Raw genomic sequence first — 14115 nt, 5'->3', positions numbered from 1 at the left:
CCGCTGTCATTGCTGCCCATAGCCGTCAGGTCAAGACAAGTGAACCGGACGTTGGAAAGCGGTATTGACCGCCCCGATTCGGTGCCTCACCTGGGAATTCGGATTCCCTACGCCACCCTGTCAGCTCTTCCGTCGGGAATCCGACAGTCCCTGCTGGATGGTGTCTCTTCCCACCCGTTCGCCGACCCGCCGCACGCCCGGCGCAACCGCCGGGCCACGACGGCGGGGGCGAGGCATCAGCCGCGACAGGAACTCCTGTGTCTCCGGATCGACCGAGTAGAGAAGGGTGCCGAACAATCCCCGGGTGAGCAGCACCTTGTACGCGTTGCGGATCAACCGGTCGAGATTTCTCGCCTTGGCCACTCCGTCGCGGGAAGCCAGCTGGGGATCACGCAACTCGCCGGGCCGGGTGACGAACCGACCGCCCCGTACCACCAGATCCGGTCCCAGAATCACCCCCGACCAGTGGTACTCGAAGCCCTGCGCGGTGTAGATGCAGCCGATCTGGTGAAACCCGCCGGGGTCCGTCGCCCAGTAGGAACTCGACGGGATACCGGGCGGCGGAGCCTCCTCATAGGCGTTCCACGGACGCGCCCACCCGTCGATGCGGACGTCCGGCGCCAGCCGTCCGCCCCGAGACTTCGTCGTCCACGGCCAACAGAAGCCCGCCGAGATCCTGGCCGTCTCGCCCTGATCGTTCTGGTGCCGAAGGATCGACTCCATCTCCTCGGGCGAGTTGGCCAGCGCCAGCCGGAAGTTCTCGTCCCCGGTCCACCGGTACGGGTCCGTGTTCTCCAGCCCCAGCAGGCAGCGCACCCACCGCTCGTACCGAGGGCTGCCGCCACACCGGAACTGCGCGCCCAGGGTGACCTCGTCCACCTCCAGGTCCAGACGATGCGCCGCCTCCCTGATCGCGGCGATGCTGCCCACCTCGTCCGGCCGCACGACCTGGTGGTCGTCGAGGAGGAAGACCGGCACCTTTGCCGCGTCGATCAGCTCCTGCACCTGCGGTCGGTCGGCCCGCCACGACCCACGTGCGCTGCGCTCCCGGATCCGGTGCGACTCGTCGCAGATCAGCACGTCGAGCCCGTCCTTCCGACTGGTCGTGAAGTTCATGAAGTACTTGAACAGCCGATCAGACCGTTGCGACGGGTGCAGCGGCTGCTTGCGGGCGTAGAGCTGCAGGGTTCGGGTGAACGCCTTCGAGCCGGTGGCGTGGTTGACCTGACGCCCCTCCCGCAGCAGGTCGACGAAGAGGTCGAGCGCGATGGCGCTCTTGCCGGTGCCCGGCCCACCGGACACCACCACGACTCGTTTGCGTCGGCCCGCGTCGGCCCACCGAACCGCCCGCATGACCAGCTCGTATGCCTCACGCTGCTCGTCGAGCAGGACGAAATGCCTCCGGCTGCCCACCTCGTCGGCCGCGATCGCCAGTAGCCGCGCGCTCTGTCGCACCGGGCTGGTCAACAGCCGGTGCGCGGCACGCCCGTCGCGGACCTTGGAAAACCTTGCCGCCAGGTAGCCGGGGAAGCGGTCGGCGTGGTCCGGCGTGTAGAGCATGTTGCGGTAGCTCCGGGGCGACGGCCGATCGGGGATGCTGCCGGCAGTGGCGTTGTGCAGGTACGCCATGCCATGCACCGCTTCCGGCCATTCGCGCAGCCGCTCAAGGTGGTCCACCAGGTAGGAGCAGTACGCCTCGACCTGCACCGAGGGGTGCAGCAGCGGCCTCGACGTCCACGGTGCCCGCAGGAGGCAACCGGCCTCGTCGTACCGCTCCGCCGCACTCCACTGCTTCAGCTCGACGACCAGGTACGCCGGGCGCGAGTGCAGCGGTTCGGCACCGGCCAGGATGACGTCGATCCGTTGGCTGCTGCGGGGAAGCTGGTACTCCACCAGCGCGTCGAGGTCACCGAACCCCAGTTCGCAGAGGTGTTGGGCGAGCGCCGGCAGGCTCCTGCGCCACGACTCCCGCTCGGGCTCCTGCACCGAGTACCCGGTGGCGACCAGGTGCGCGGAGACCTCGTCGACGAGTCGCCCCGCTTCGGCCAGCTCCAGGATCTGGGCGGGTGTGGTCTGGTACGCCGGCACTGACGGACCCCCAAGACACGAGAATCTCGTGCGGTGGGGGCATCTCCCTCACAGGAAGCCCGTCGTTCCGCTCAACCGACCGTCACCCTAGCGACACGCTTCGGCTGCCGCTACCCGGCCGCTTTCTCGAACCGGACCTCCGGCGCGTGCTCGACCCGCACCAGGCCGCGCAGGTACTCGCGGGTCTCCTCATCCGTCGCGTACAGCACTGTGCCCCGCATTCCCCGGGTGAGCAGCACCTTGTACGTGTTGCGGATGAGCCGGTCCGCCTCCTGGTCGCTGACCGACTTCTTGCTACGGAAAGCCGGGTCCTTTGACTCCTCGCGGCGAGTCACCAGCCGCCCGTCCCGGGCCACCAGGTCCGGGCCGATGACGACGCCCGACCAGTCGTACTCGAAGCCCTGCGCGGTGTAGACGCAGCCGACCTGCCCGAACCCGTTCGGGTCGGTGGCCCAGTAGGCGCTTCCCGGGGCGTCGCCGACGCTGCGTTCGCTCTTGACGTTCCACGGCCTGGCCCAGTCGCCGATGGTCACGTCCGGCACGAGCGTGCCGTCCGGCCTCGGGTCGCTCCAGGGCCAGCAGTAGCCGGCCGACATCCTGGCCGTGCCGCCGGTCTCCTGCCGGTCGGCGAGCCACTCCTCCATCTCCCACGGCGACTCCACGACCCGTACGTCGAACCGGCCGTCACCCGACCAGACGGACGGCTCGCCGCCGTCGAGGCCGAGCAGGTCCAGGACCCACTGCTCGTACGCCTCGCTGCCGCCGCAGCGGAACTGGTCGTGCAGCGAGACGACATCGAGCTCCAGGCCCAGCTTCTCGGCGAACGCCGAGATGACCTCGACGTTGCCCAGTTCACCGGGCTTGACCACCTGGTGCTCGTCGAGGAGGAAGACCGGCACCCGGGCGACGGAGAGGAGTTCCTCCAGTTGCGGACGGGCGACGTCTCGGCGGGCCTTGGTCGTGTACCGGTTCACCGAGGTCTCGCGCACCCGGTGCGCCTCGTCGCAGATCAGCACCTCGATGTCGTTCGCGCCGGCGTCCATGAAGCTGTTGAAGTACTTGAACAGGCTCTGCAGGCGGGTCGATCCCCGGCCGGCGTAGCGGCGCAGGGTCTGGGTGAAGGACCGGGAGCCGGTGGCGTGCAACACGGACCGGTTCTGCCGCGCCAACTCACCGAGGACCGACAGGGCGATCACACTCTTGCCGCTGCCCGGCCCGCCCGCCACGATCACCGCCTTCTTGTGGTTCGCCGTCCGGGCCCGCTCGACCGCGTGCATGACCAGCTCGTACGCGACGTGCTGCTCGTCGAGCAGGGTGAAGTGCGAGCTTTCCTTCAGCTCGGCCGCCGCGTACGCCAGCAGGTGCCGGCTCGGGCGCACGGTGCTGGTCAGGAACCGGTCCGCGGCACCCGCCCCCGAACTGGCGGCGAACCGGCTGCGCAGGTGGTCGAGCCACCGGCCCCGGCGTTGCCCGGTGAAGATCCGGCTCTGCTCGGTGGCCGGCCGGTCGAGCAGGTCGACGACGTCCCGGTCCACCGCGTTGTGCAGGTACGCGGCACCGCTCAACCGCTTCTGCTCCCGGCCGAGGATCCCCAGGAAGTCGCTGAGATAACGGCAGTAGTCGGCCACCTGGACACCGGGGTGCAGCCGTGGCCCGCGGACCTGTTCGACGGCCACCAGGGTGTCGGATTCCTCGTAGGCCGTGGCATAGCTCCACTGCTTGAGTTCGACCACGAGGTACGAGTCGTCCCCGGTGCGGGGGTCCGTTCCCGCCAGGACCGCGTCGATGCGTCGGCTCGTCAGCGGGAGCTGGTACTCGACCAGCACCTCGACCTGGGCCAGGCCGGCGTCGACGAGATCCTGGGCCAGCACGGGCAGACTGCGCGCCCAGGCCCGCTTCTCGGCGGGAGCCACTCCGTGGCCGCTGTGCCGGGCCCGCTCGGCCAACACGTCGACCAGGCTGCCGTCGGTGGCGAGTCGCAACAGGCCAGCAGCAGACGTGCGGTACGCCGACATGGGGAAGAGCCTCCAGGCAGCACGAAGTGTTCGCGGCCGGGGCTGTCCGTGCTCCGGAAAGCCCATCGGACCGCCTTCTACCCGAAGACCCTATCTATAAGATCAATCTACGGCTACGACTCCGACGCCTTGGCAGCCGAGCCCCGCACCCGGTCCGCCGGGTATCGCCGGCCCGCTTCCGCCAGCTTGTCCTCTGCCGCTCGGACCAGGTCGATCCCGAGTACGTCGGCCAGCCGGGTCAGGTAGATCATGACATCGCCGATCTCGGCGCGCACCCGGCCACCCAGCTCCGGATCGGCCATCAGCCGGATCGACTCCTCCGGCGTCAGCCATTGCAACTCCGCCAGCAGTTCCCCGACCTCGCCGGCCAACGCCATCGCCAGGTTCTTCGGCGTGTGGAACTGCTGCCACTCCCGGTCCTGGGCGAACCTCCGTAGCTGGTCGGCAAGCGCCGCCACGGTCTCCAGGTTGCGGTCGTCACTCCGGCTCATGTATGTCTCGGCTCGTTTCGATGGGTACGTCGGTGCCACCGCAGATCCTGACACGGCTGGCGCCCCGCCGCCTTGGCCCATCAGGCGAGCCGCTCCAGAGGTCAGTGGGCGCCGGCCAGGGCCAGGTGGCGGGCGTGCCGGATCGCCGCCGGGGTGTCCGGGAAGACCAGGCCGTCGCGGCGCAGTTCCTCCGCCACGCCCAGCACGCTGAGCACCTGGTCGTGCCCCGGCGTCACGCCGGAGAGCAGCACCGCGATCCCCCGCCCCCGCAGCCGCCGGATCGCGTCGCCGAGCACCTGCGCGCCGGTGGCGTCCATGGTGGACACCCGAGACATCCGCAGGATGACCACCCGGACGTCGGCGACGTCGGAGAGCTGGAGCAGGAAGTTGTGCGCGGCGGCGAAGAACAGCGGCCCGTCCAGCCGGTACGCCACGATGTGCGCGTCGAGCAGGGCGTGCTCCTCAGCGCTGTGCTCCCCCGGCTCCAGCGGGACCTGCTCCAGCCGGGCGCTGCGGGCCACCGCGCGCAGCGCGATCACGATCGCCACGGCGATGCCGACGGCCACGGCGGTCACCAGGTCCCAGATCACCGTGACGGTGAAGGTGAGCACGAGCACCAGCGCGTCGCCCCGGGTGGCCCGCGCCAGCGCCCAGAGCGAGCCGGCCTCCACCATCCGTACGGTGGTGGCGAGCAGCACCCCGGCCAGCGCGGCGAGCGGGATCCGGCCGACCAACGGAGCGGCGGCGAGCACGATCGCCGCGAGCGCGGCGGCGTGGGTCAGCGCGGCCAGCTTGGACGACGCACCGGCGCGCACGTTCACGGCCGTGCGGGCGATGGCGGCGGTGGCCGGGATGCCGCCGAACAGCGGCGAGGCGAGGTTGGCCAGCCCCTGGCCGAACAGTTCCTTGTCCGGGTCGTGCCGCTCGCCCACGGTCATCCCGTCGGCGACGGTGGCCGACAGCAGGCTCTCCAGCGCCGCGAGGGCGGCAACCGCGAGCGCGGACGGCAGCAGCACGCCGACCGCGCCGAGGTCGAGGAAGCCCAGCGACGGCGCGGGCAGCCCCTGCGGCAGCGCGCCGATGCGGACCAGGTCGACCGGGGCGGTCTCGGCGAGGATCGTCGCGGCGGCCACGCCGAGCAGCGAGAACGGCAGGCCGGGCCGCCAGCGGGCGCCGAGCAGCATCAGCGCCGCGACGCCGAGGGCCACCGCGAGGGCCGCCGGCCGGGGGTGTACGACGAACCGGACGACCGCGTCGGCGGCCACCGCCCACACCCGGTCGCCGTGGGCGTCGGTCACGCCGAGCGCGGCGGGCACCTGTTGCAGGGCGATGACCACGGCGATGCCGGCGGTGAAGCCCTCGATGACGGGGGTGGGCAGGTAGCGGACGTACCGGCCGAGGCGGGCCAGCGCCAGGGCGATCAGCACCAGGCCGGCCATCGCGCCCACCATCAGCACCCCGGTCGGGCCGAACTGCTGCACCACCGGGACCAGCACCACGGTCATCGCCCCGGTGGGGCCGGAGACCTGGAGGTTGGAGCCGCCGAAGACGGCCGCCACCGCGCCGGCGACCACGGCGGTGACCAGCCCGGCCTGCGCGCCCAGGCCGGAGGTGACGCCGAAGGCGAGGGCCAGCGGCAGCGCCACGATCGCGACGGTGAGCCCGGCGAGCAGGTCCCGGCGGGGCGAGCGGCGTACCGCCTGCCAGTCGGCGCGGCCGGGCAGCAGGCCGAGGACCCGGTCGCGGACGGCGGCGGTCGCGGCGCTCACCGGCTCTGACCGGCCCGCGAGCCATCCGACCCGGCGCTCGTGGCGGCGTCGGGATCGGGACCGGTGCCGCCAGCGCGCAGTTCGTCGAGCAGGGCGTCCCGGTCGGTGAGCACCGCGCCGAGGATCCGCCGGCCGGCGGCCAGCAGGTCGGCCACGTCGGGGGTGCTGAGCGAGTACATGACCAGGGGGCCGTCCCGGTACGAGGTGACCATGCCGGCACGGCGCAGCACGGCGAGCTGCTGGGAGAGGTTGGACGCCTCGACGTCGATGGCCGCGAGCAGCTCCCGGACGGGCTTCGGCCCGTCCTGGAGCAGTTCGAGCACCCGGATCCGCGCGGGGTGCCCGAGGGTGCGGAACAGCTCGGCCTTGGCCTGGTACAGCGGCACGGACACCCGTTGACCCTCCCTCGATCGATGAAGACATGACGAATTTACCACTTGCGGAATTCTTCAAGTCATCATGTGAGCTGATCGACACGATGTGCGGGATGCTGCGGCGTCCCGGCGTCGGGTTACCGCAACATCCCGCACGTGGTGTGCCCCTTCCCGCCGTCGGAGGCGTCGGGAAGGGGCCGTCGGATTCAGTTGACCGTGCGCAGGACCGGCCGGGTGGTGAGGGCCGCCGGGTCGAGCGGGCGCGGTGCGCGGACGACGAACGTCGCCGACTCACCCGGCAGCAGGGTGACCAGGGCGTCGTCGACCTCGGCGCCAGGGTCGAGCCGGTCCGGGAACAGGGTCAGGTCGCGCAGGATCGTCCGCGCGGTGACCCGCACCCGCTGGTCGCCGTCGACGTCCTCCACCGTCGCGTCGAACTCCGCAGCCGGCCAGTCGGCGTCGCGGTCCTCGGCGAACACCCAGAATGCCCGCCCGGCCTCCTGACCCGCCTCGGCCACCAGCAACTCCCGCCGGGCATCTTCCGGCCGCGTCAGGTCCGCCGGCAACTCCAGCGTCACCGAGGCGTACGCCGGCACGTCGAGGTCGTACGTCGTCTTCGCCCTCGGCTCGCCGGCCAGGGTGAGCCGGGTGACCGTGGCGGCGGCCCGCCACGGCCGGCCGGTCTCGTTGACCGCCACCAGCGCCAGCCCGCCGTCGCGGGGCTGGACGGTGAGCAGCCGGTCGGCGTACGCGCGGCGCAGCGCGTACCACAGGGGTTTGCGGCGTCCGTCGCCGTCGATCGCCGACCAGGAGGTCACCGGCCAACAGTCGTTGAGCTGCCAGACGATGGTGCCCGCGCAGACCGGCCGGTGCGAGCGGAAGTGCTCCACTCCGAGCTGGATGGCCCGGGCCTGGTTGAGCTGTGTGAAGTAGTGCCACTCGTCGAAGTCGGCCGGCGGCGGCAGGTGCGCGTCCAGGCCGCGCTGGAGCTTCGCGTCGCCGTTGGCGGCCTTCTGGTGGTGGGCCATGCCAGGCGAGTCGTGCGCGAGCGGGTCGTCGGAGATCGCCCGCCGCAGGGTCGCGTACGCCGGGGGCGCCTGGTAGCCGAACTCGGCGACGAACCGGGGGACGTACTCGCGGTATTTGATGTAGTCGTCGGTGTTCCACACGTCCCAGATGTGCGTGGTGCCGTGCGCCGGGTCGTTCGGGTGGATCTCGTCGCCGCCCGACCAGGGGCTGCCCGGCCAGTACGGGCGGGTCGGGTCCAGCTCGGCGACGATCCGGGGCAGCAGGTCCAGGTAGTAGCCCCGGCCCCAGGTTCGGCCCGCGAGGGGCTCCTGCCAGTCCCAGTCGTGCCAGCCCCAGATGTTCTCGTTGTTGCCGGTCCACAGCACCAGCGACGGGTGGGCGGCCAGCCGGGTGACCTGCTCGCGCGCCTCGGCCTCGACCTCGGAGCCGAACGGCTCCTCCTCCGGGTACGCCGCGCAGGCGAACAGGAAGTCCTGCTGGACCAGCAGCCCCATCTCGTCGGCCAGCTCGTAGAAGTCCTCCGACTCGTACCGGCCGCCGCCCCAGACCCGCAGCAGGTTGATGTTCGCCCCGGCGGCCTGGTCGAAGCGCTCGGCCAGCCGCTCCCGGGTCACCCGGTTGGGGAACGCGTCGTCGGGGATCCAGTTGACGCCGCGCACGAACACCGGCACGTCGTTGACGTGCAGGGCGAACGCGGACCCGTGCTCGTCCGGGGCGGTGTCCAGGCGGATTGTGCGGAAGCCGATCCGCCGGGACCAGGCGTCCAGCTCCCGCCCGTCGGCGCCGTGCAGGGTCACCGTGAGGGGGTGCAGCGGCTGGTCCCCGTACCCCCGGGGCCACCACAGCGCGGGGTCGCGGACCTCGACGGTCAGCGCGGCCGTGCGCTGGCCGGCCGCCACGACGGCCTCGGCGGTGGCGCCGGCCACCTCGGCGCGGACGGTGACCGGCACCTCGGCGGTACGCTCGACCTCGACGCGCACCTCGACCCGGCCGACGCCGTCGGCGACGGTGACCAGCGGGCGGACGGTCGCCAGCCGGGCCGTGGACCAGGCGTCCAGGGCGATGCCCTGCCAGATGCCGGCGGTGACCACCGTCGGCCCCCAGTCCCAGCCGAAGTTGCAGGCCGTCTTCCGGATGAAGTTGAAGGGCTCCGGGTACGCGTTGGGCCGGTCGCCGAGCCGGTCCCGGTGCGCCTCCGCGTAGCGGTACGGCGAGTCGAGGCGGACGGCCAGTGTGTTGGCCCCCGGCCGCAGCGCGGGGGTGACGTCGAACCGGTGGCCTCGGTGCATGTTCTCGGCCCGGCCGACCTCGGCCCCGTTGAGGGTGACGGTGGCGACCGTGTCGAGGCCGGCGCAGGCCAGGTCGACCCGGTCGGCGTCGCCCGGTGGCCGGTCGAAGGTGTTCTCGTACACCCAGTCGGTGCGCCCGATCCAGGCCAGCGCCGTCTCGTTGTCGTCCAGGTACGGGTCGGGGATGAGACCGGCGACGAGCAGGTCGGTGTGCACGCAGCCGGGCACGGTCGCCGGGACCGCCCGGTCGACGATCTCCGGCGGCACCTGCGGGCCGGGGACGGCCCGCAGCACCCACCCCTCGGGCAACGGATGCCTGGTCACGACTTCACCGCACCTTCCATGATTCCGCGGACGATCTGGCGGCCACCGACGAACAGCATGATCAGCAGCGGCACGGTGGCGACGAACGCCCCCGCGAGCACCCTCCGGTAGATCACGTAGTTGCCGCTGGCCAGGTCGGAGATGGCCACCATCGAGGTGGGGAAGTCGGTGCCGCTGAGCGTGATCAGCGGCCACTGGAAGTCGTTCCAGGTGCCGACGAACGTGAGCAGGCCGAGCACGGCCAGCGCCGGGCGGATCGCCGGCAGCACGATGTTCCAGTAGACGCGCATCGTGGTCGCGCCGTCCATCCGGGCCGACTCGACCAGTTCGTCGGGCACGGTGTTGAGGATGAACTGCCGCATGTAGAACACCCCGAACGCGGTGACCAGGCCGGGGGCGATGACCGCGAGCAGGGTGCCGTTCCAGCCGAGCTTGCCCATCACGATGTAGAGCGCGACGATGCCGAGCTGGTTGGGCACGGTGAGGGTGAGCACCACGAAGAGCATCAGCCACCTGCTGCCCCGAAACCGCAGCTTCGCGAAGGCGAACCCGGCCAGCGAGCAGAAGAACAGCACCGAGGCGGTGACCGCCGTGGAGACGATGGCGCTGTTGACCAGGCCGGCGGCGAAGTAGACGTCCTGGAGGGAGAAGACCTCGTTTAGGTTCGTCATGAACCGGTCGCCCGGGACCACCGCCGGCGGGATCTTCGCGAGCGCCTCGTCGTTGCTGGTGGCGATGACGAACATCCAGTACAGCGGGAACGCGGAGAGCAGGATCGTCGTCGCCAGCAGCAGGTACGTCCAGACGCCGGCGGCGGTGTCCTGCGGGGCCCGGCCCTTCAGCCGCGCCCGGTTGCGCCCGTGCGACCCACCGTCGGCCGCCCTCGGCGCGGTGTCGACGGCACTCATTGGCGGCCTCCGGACAGACGGTTCGTCAACAGCGTGTTGATGCCGGCGACGACGAGGATGATCAGGAACAGGGCCCAGGACATCGCGGCGGCGTAGCCGAGGTCGAGGTCCTTCCAGCCGACCTTGTAGATGAGCTGGGCGATGGTCTGCCACTCGCCGTTCGGGCCGCCGGTGGCCGCCTGCGCGTTCAGGTCGAACAGCATCGGCTCGGTGAAGAGCTGGAGCCCGCCGATGGTGGAGAGCACCACGGTGAAGACGACGACCGGCTGGATCATCGGCACGGTGATCCGCCAGAGCTGCCGCCACGGGCCGGCGCCGTCGATGGCCGACGCCTCGTAGACGTCGCGCGGGATGGACTGCATCGCGGCCAGGTAGAGCAGCGCGTTGTAGCCGATCCACTTCCAGTTGACCATGGTGGCGATGGCGATCCAGGAGTGCGGCTTGTCGGCCCGCCAGTCGGCCGGGGCGTCGCCCCCGAGGCCCACGAGGCCGAGCAGCCAGTTGGCCATGCCGAAGTCGCGGGAGAAGAAGACGCTGAACACCATGGTCGAGGCGACCAGCGGGGTGACGTACGGCAGCAGGATGCCGACCCGCCACCAGGTCTGCGCGCGCAGCTTGCGGTTCAGCAGCGAGGCGACCACCAGGGCGAGCAGGAGCTGCGGTATCGAGGAGAGCAGGAAGATGCCAAAGGTGTTGTAGAGCGCGTTCCAGAAGTCCTCGTCGCCGAGCAGCTTCGCGAAGTTGTCGAAGCCCGCCCAGGGCGGCAGGGTCGGGTCGTCGAGCTGGTAGTTCCGCAGCGAGACGACCCCGTTGAAGATCAGCGGGAAGAGCCCGAAGACTCCGAAGATCAGGAAGAACGGGGCGATCAGCAGGTACGGCATGTAGCGCATGTCGAAGCGGTACAGCCGGTTGCGCCAGGTGAGCCGCCGCTCGTCGGCCCCGGAGCCGTCGGCGCCGCGCTTGCGCGGGGTACGACGGCCCGGCGGGGCGGGCGCGGCACGGGTGGGGGACATGGGACGCTCCTGGGCCGAGGTGGACTGTCTCCGGGGCGGGATGCCGGAGCGTCGGGGTGCCGGGGTGCCGGGGTGGGACGCCGGGGCGGTGGCGGGACGGCCCCGCCACCGGTCACCGGATCGTCAGGACCTGCCGGCCTTCTCGGCCTCCCTGACCGCCTCCGCCCAGGCGGCGTCCGGCTTGAGGGTCTTGTTCTCCACCCGCTTGATGACGTTCTCCACCGCGACACGGGTCGGGCCGTTCTTCCTGCCCAGGTACTGCGGGGTGAGGCCCTGCGCCATCTTCGGGAAGATCTGCCCGACCGGCGCGTTGTTGAAGAACGGGTTCTTGAACTCGGCGATGGCCGGGTCGGAGTACAGGGCCGGCTGCGACGGCAGGTTGCCGACCTTCTTGAAGACCTCGATCTGCTGCTCCGGCTGGACCAGCCACTCCAACAGCTTGTACGCCTCGTCGGCGTGCTTGCTCTGCTTGGGGACGGTCAGGAACGACCCGCCCCAGTTGCCGCCGCCGCCGGGCACCGCCGCGATGTCCCACTTGCCCTCAGTGCCGGGGGCGGTGTCCTTGATGTGGCCCAGCATCCACGCCGGGCAGGCGAGGACGGCGAAGGCGCCGCTGGTGAATCCCTTGTCCCAGTCGGCCTGGAAGCTGGTCAGGTTGGCCGAGATGTTGGCCTGGAGGGCCTTGACCGTGTAGTCGAAGGCGACCTTCGGGCCGCCCTCCATCTGGAGCTGCTCCTGTTCGCTGTAGAAGCCGGTCTGCTGTTGGCCGAGGACCGGGTTGAACAGGTTGGTCCCGGCGTCGAGGAACTTCTTGTTCGTCCTGGCGGTGTACTGCTGGCCGACCTCGATGAACCGGTCCCAGGTGGGCCAGAGCGCGGAGACCTGGTCCCGCTCGGTGGGCAGGCCGGCGGCCTTGAACAGGTCGGTGCGGTAGCACATGGCCAGGCCGCCGACGTCGGTGCCGAGGCCGATCTGGGTCTTGCCGTCGGCGGACAGCGACTGCTTCCACTTCCACGGCAGGTACTTGCTCTCGTACTGCCCGGCGCCCTTGTCCAGCAGGTTGACGAACTTGTCGGACTGGCTGCGGAACTGGACCATGAAGCCCTCGTCGATGGCGGCGATGTCCGCCGCGCCCGAGCCGGCGACCAGCTTCTTCTGCAGGTCCTCGTGCTGCGCGTTGTACTCGCCCGAGTTGAGCTGGATCTTGACGTTCGGGTGTGCGGCCTCGTACCTGGTCTTCAGGTCCTGGAGCCCGAAGTCGCCCCAGAAGTTGATCTTCAGGGTGACCGCGCCGCCGCCCGCCTCGTCGCCGCCGCTGGCGCTCTTGCCGCTGCACGCGGCCACCACGGCGAGGCTGACCGCGCCCACGGCGACCGCGCGGGCCCAGTGGGTCCAGGACCGTTTCATGTCATCCTCCGAGCAAGATGGGAACGCTCCCGACATCGAGAGACGTCGACTGAACCGGATAAGTGAAGCCACCGTACGATCCCGTCTCTGCGGTGTCAACGAGCGGTTAAGCCCGGGGTCGTTCCGCAACATCCGGCCGCCATGGGAGCGCGATCATGCGTGGTTGACCCCTCTCCGGCCCAACGACCGACGGCGGCGGCGAACCGCCCCCGGCCGACGACCCGTATCCTTAACCGGGCAAGCGATCCGTCATTCCAGCCGCGAGGCGACTCCGGCCCGGGCACCCGCCGGGCCGGTTGCAGTAGCGTGAGGGCCGCCGGTCACCCCGGCGCCGTGACACCCGCCCGGGGCGGGCCCAGCAAGTGGAGGAGACACGCCGGTGAAGCGGCCGACCATCGCCGACGTCGCGCGGCGGGCCGGGGTGTCCAAGGGCGCGGTCTCGTACGCGCTGAACGGGCAGCGCGGCGTCTCCGAGGCGACCCGGCAGCGCATCCTGGCCATCGCCGCCGAGATCGGGTTCAGCCCGAGCAGCGCCGCGCGGGCGCTCTCCGGCGCCACCGCCAAGGCGGTCGGCCTGGCCCTGTGCCGCCCGGCCCGGATCCTCGGCATCGAGCCGTTCTTCATGGAGCTGATCAGCGGCGTCGAGGCCGAACTGTCGGCCCGGTCGTACGCGCTGACCCTCCAGGTGGTCGCCGACCAGGACGCGGAGATCGCGGTCTACCGGCGCTGGTGGGCCGAGCGCCGGGTGGACGGGGTCTTCGTCTGCGACCTGCGCACCGACGACCGGCGGGTGCCGGCGCTGGAGGAGCTGCAACTGCCGGCCGTGGTGATCGGCGGCCCCGGCCACACCGGCTCGCTGGCCAGCGTCTGGTCCGACGAGGCCGCGGCGCTGGCCGAGACGGTGGAGTACCTGGTCGCCCTGGGCCACCGCCGGATCGCCCGGGTCGGCGGCCTGCCCGCGCTGCTGCACACCGAGATCCGCAGCGACGCGTTCACCGAGGTGTGCGGGCGGCTCGGGCTCGACGAGTCGGTCACCGTCTGGTCGGACTACACCGGCGAGGAGGGGGCGCGGGCCACCCGGCGGCTGCTCAGCTCGCCGAACCGCCCCACCGCCGTCATCTACGACAACGACGTGATGGCGATAGCGGGGCTGTCCGTGGCCCAGGAGATGGGCCTTCAGGTCCCCGGCGACCTGTCGATCGTCGCCTGGGACGACTCCCCGCTGTGCCAGCTCGTGCACCCGCCACTGACCGCCCTCGGCCGGGACATCCCCGCGTACGGCGCGCACGCCGCCCGGCAGCTGCTCCGGGTGATCGCCGGCGAGCCGACCGGCGGCCTCCAGGACGAGACCGCGCACCTCACGCCCCGGGGCAGCACCGCGCCGCCCCGGGTCAGGTGAATCGGTTCA

General features: G+C 71.1%; 10 protein-coding genes. 1 reads left to right on the top strand and 9 read right to left on the bottom strand.

Annotation, left to right across the window (positions count from 1 at the left end):
- Positions 1 to 120: 120 nt before the first annotated feature.
- The 9 genes from OG617_RS20915 to OG617_RS20875 all read right to left on the bottom strand — a co-directional run bounded on the left by OG617_RS20915 (position 121) and on the right by OG617_RS20875 (position 12707).
- A complete protein-coding gene (locus OG617_RS20915; protein ID WP_405094738.1) occupies positions 121 to 2088 on the bottom strand; it encodes a DNA/RNA helicase domain-containing protein in 1968 nt (655 codons plus the stop codon).
- A 110-nt stretch (positions 2089 to 2198) separates the two neighbouring features.
- Positions 2199 to 4103: a DNA/RNA helicase domain-containing protein gene (locus tag OG617_RS20910; protein ID WP_405094737.1), complete on the bottom strand. Its 1905-nt coding sequence runs from the start codon at positions 4101 to 4103 to the stop codon at positions 2199 to 2201.
- A 113-nt stretch (positions 4104 to 4216) separates the two neighbouring features.
- Entirely contained in the window at positions 4217 to 4594 is a 378-nt protein-coding gene (locus tag OG617_RS20905) for a nucleotide pyrophosphohydrolase (RefSeq protein WP_405094736.1), read from the bottom strand.
- A gap of 101 nt (positions 4595 to 4695) precedes the next feature.
- Entirely contained in the window at positions 4696 to 6363 is a 1668-nt protein-coding gene (locus OG617_RS20900) for a SulP family inorganic anion transporter (RefSeq protein ID WP_405094735.1), read from the bottom strand.
- Positions 6360 to 6755, bottom strand: coding sequence for an ArsR/SmtB family transcription factor (locus OG617_RS20895; protein ID WP_405094734.1), 396 nt, complete (start codon positions 6753 to 6755; stop codon positions 6360 to 6362). Before OG617_RS20895 ends, OG617_RS20900 begins: the two co-directional genes overlap by 4 nt.
- 188 nt (positions 6756 to 6943) lie before the next feature.
- A complete protein-coding gene (locus OG617_RS20890; RefSeq protein WP_405094733.1) occupies positions 6944 to 9379 on the bottom strand; it encodes a glycoside hydrolase family 2 protein in 2436 nt (811 codons plus the stop codon).
- On the bottom strand, positions 9376 to 10287 hold the full coding sequence (locus tag OG617_RS20885) for a carbohydrate ABC transporter permease (protein WP_405094732.1): 912 nt from the start codon (positions 10285 to 10287) through the stop codon (positions 9376 to 9378). Before OG617_RS20885 ends, OG617_RS20890 begins: the two co-directional genes overlap by 4 nt.
- Positions 10284 to 11300, bottom strand: a complete 1017-nt coding sequence (locus OG617_RS20880; RefSeq protein ID WP_405094731.1) for a carbohydrate ABC transporter permease — start codon at positions 11298 to 11300, stop codon at positions 10284 to 10286. The genes OG617_RS20885 and OG617_RS20880 overlap by 4 nt, the downstream gene beginning before the upstream one ends.
- 123 nt (positions 11301 to 11423) lie before the next feature.
- The gene (locus OG617_RS20875) at positions 11424 to 12707 is read right to left on the bottom strand and encodes an extracellular solute-binding protein (protein WP_405094730.1); all 1284 of its coding nucleotides are present in this window, start codon (positions 12705 to 12707) and stop codon (positions 11424 to 11426) included.
- A gap of 379 nt (positions 12708 to 13086) precedes the next feature.
- Here OG617_RS20875 and OG617_RS20870 point away from each other — a divergent pair, with 379 nt between their 5' ends.
- Positions 13087 to 14106, top strand: a complete 1020-nt coding sequence (locus OG617_RS20870; RefSeq protein WP_405094729.1) for a LacI family DNA-binding transcriptional regulator — start codon at positions 13087 to 13089, stop codon at positions 14104 to 14106.
- The last annotated feature ends 9 nt before the right edge of the window (positions 14107 to 14115 follow it).

Origin of the sequence: Micromonospora sp. NBC_01412 (assembly GCF_045040215.1) — a bacterium.
GTDB lineage: Bacteria > Actinomycetota > Actinomycetes > Mycobacteriales > Micromonosporaceae > Micromonospora > Micromonospora rubida.
The sequence above is the reverse complement of the archived record's forward strand: the minus strand, read 5'-3'. Positions and strand labels throughout refer to the sequence as shown.

What these genes read in the sequence shown, in the direction of transcription:
- OG617_RS20910 (WP_405094737.1), bottom strand. Translation starts at nt 4,103, where the DNA reads ATGTCGGCGTACCGCACGTCTGCTGCTGGCCTGTTGCGACTCGCCACC.
- OG617_RS20905 (WP_405094736.1), bottom strand. Translation starts at nt 4,594, where the DNA reads ATGAGCCGGAGTGACGACCGCAACCTGGAGACCGTGGCGGCGCTTGCC.
- OG617_RS20885 (WP_405094732.1), bottom strand. Translation starts at nt 10,287, where the DNA reads ATGAGTGCCGTCGACACCGCGCCGAGGGCGGCCGACGGTGGGTCGCAC.
- OG617_RS20880 (WP_405094731.1), bottom strand. Translation starts at nt 11,300, where the DNA reads ATGTCCCCCACCCGTGCCGCGCCCGCCCCGCCGGGCCGTCGTACCCCG.
- OG617_RS20875 (WP_405094730.1), bottom strand. Translation starts at nt 12,707, where the DNA reads ATGAAACGGTCCTGGACCCACTGGGCCCGCGCGGTCGCCGTGGGCGCG.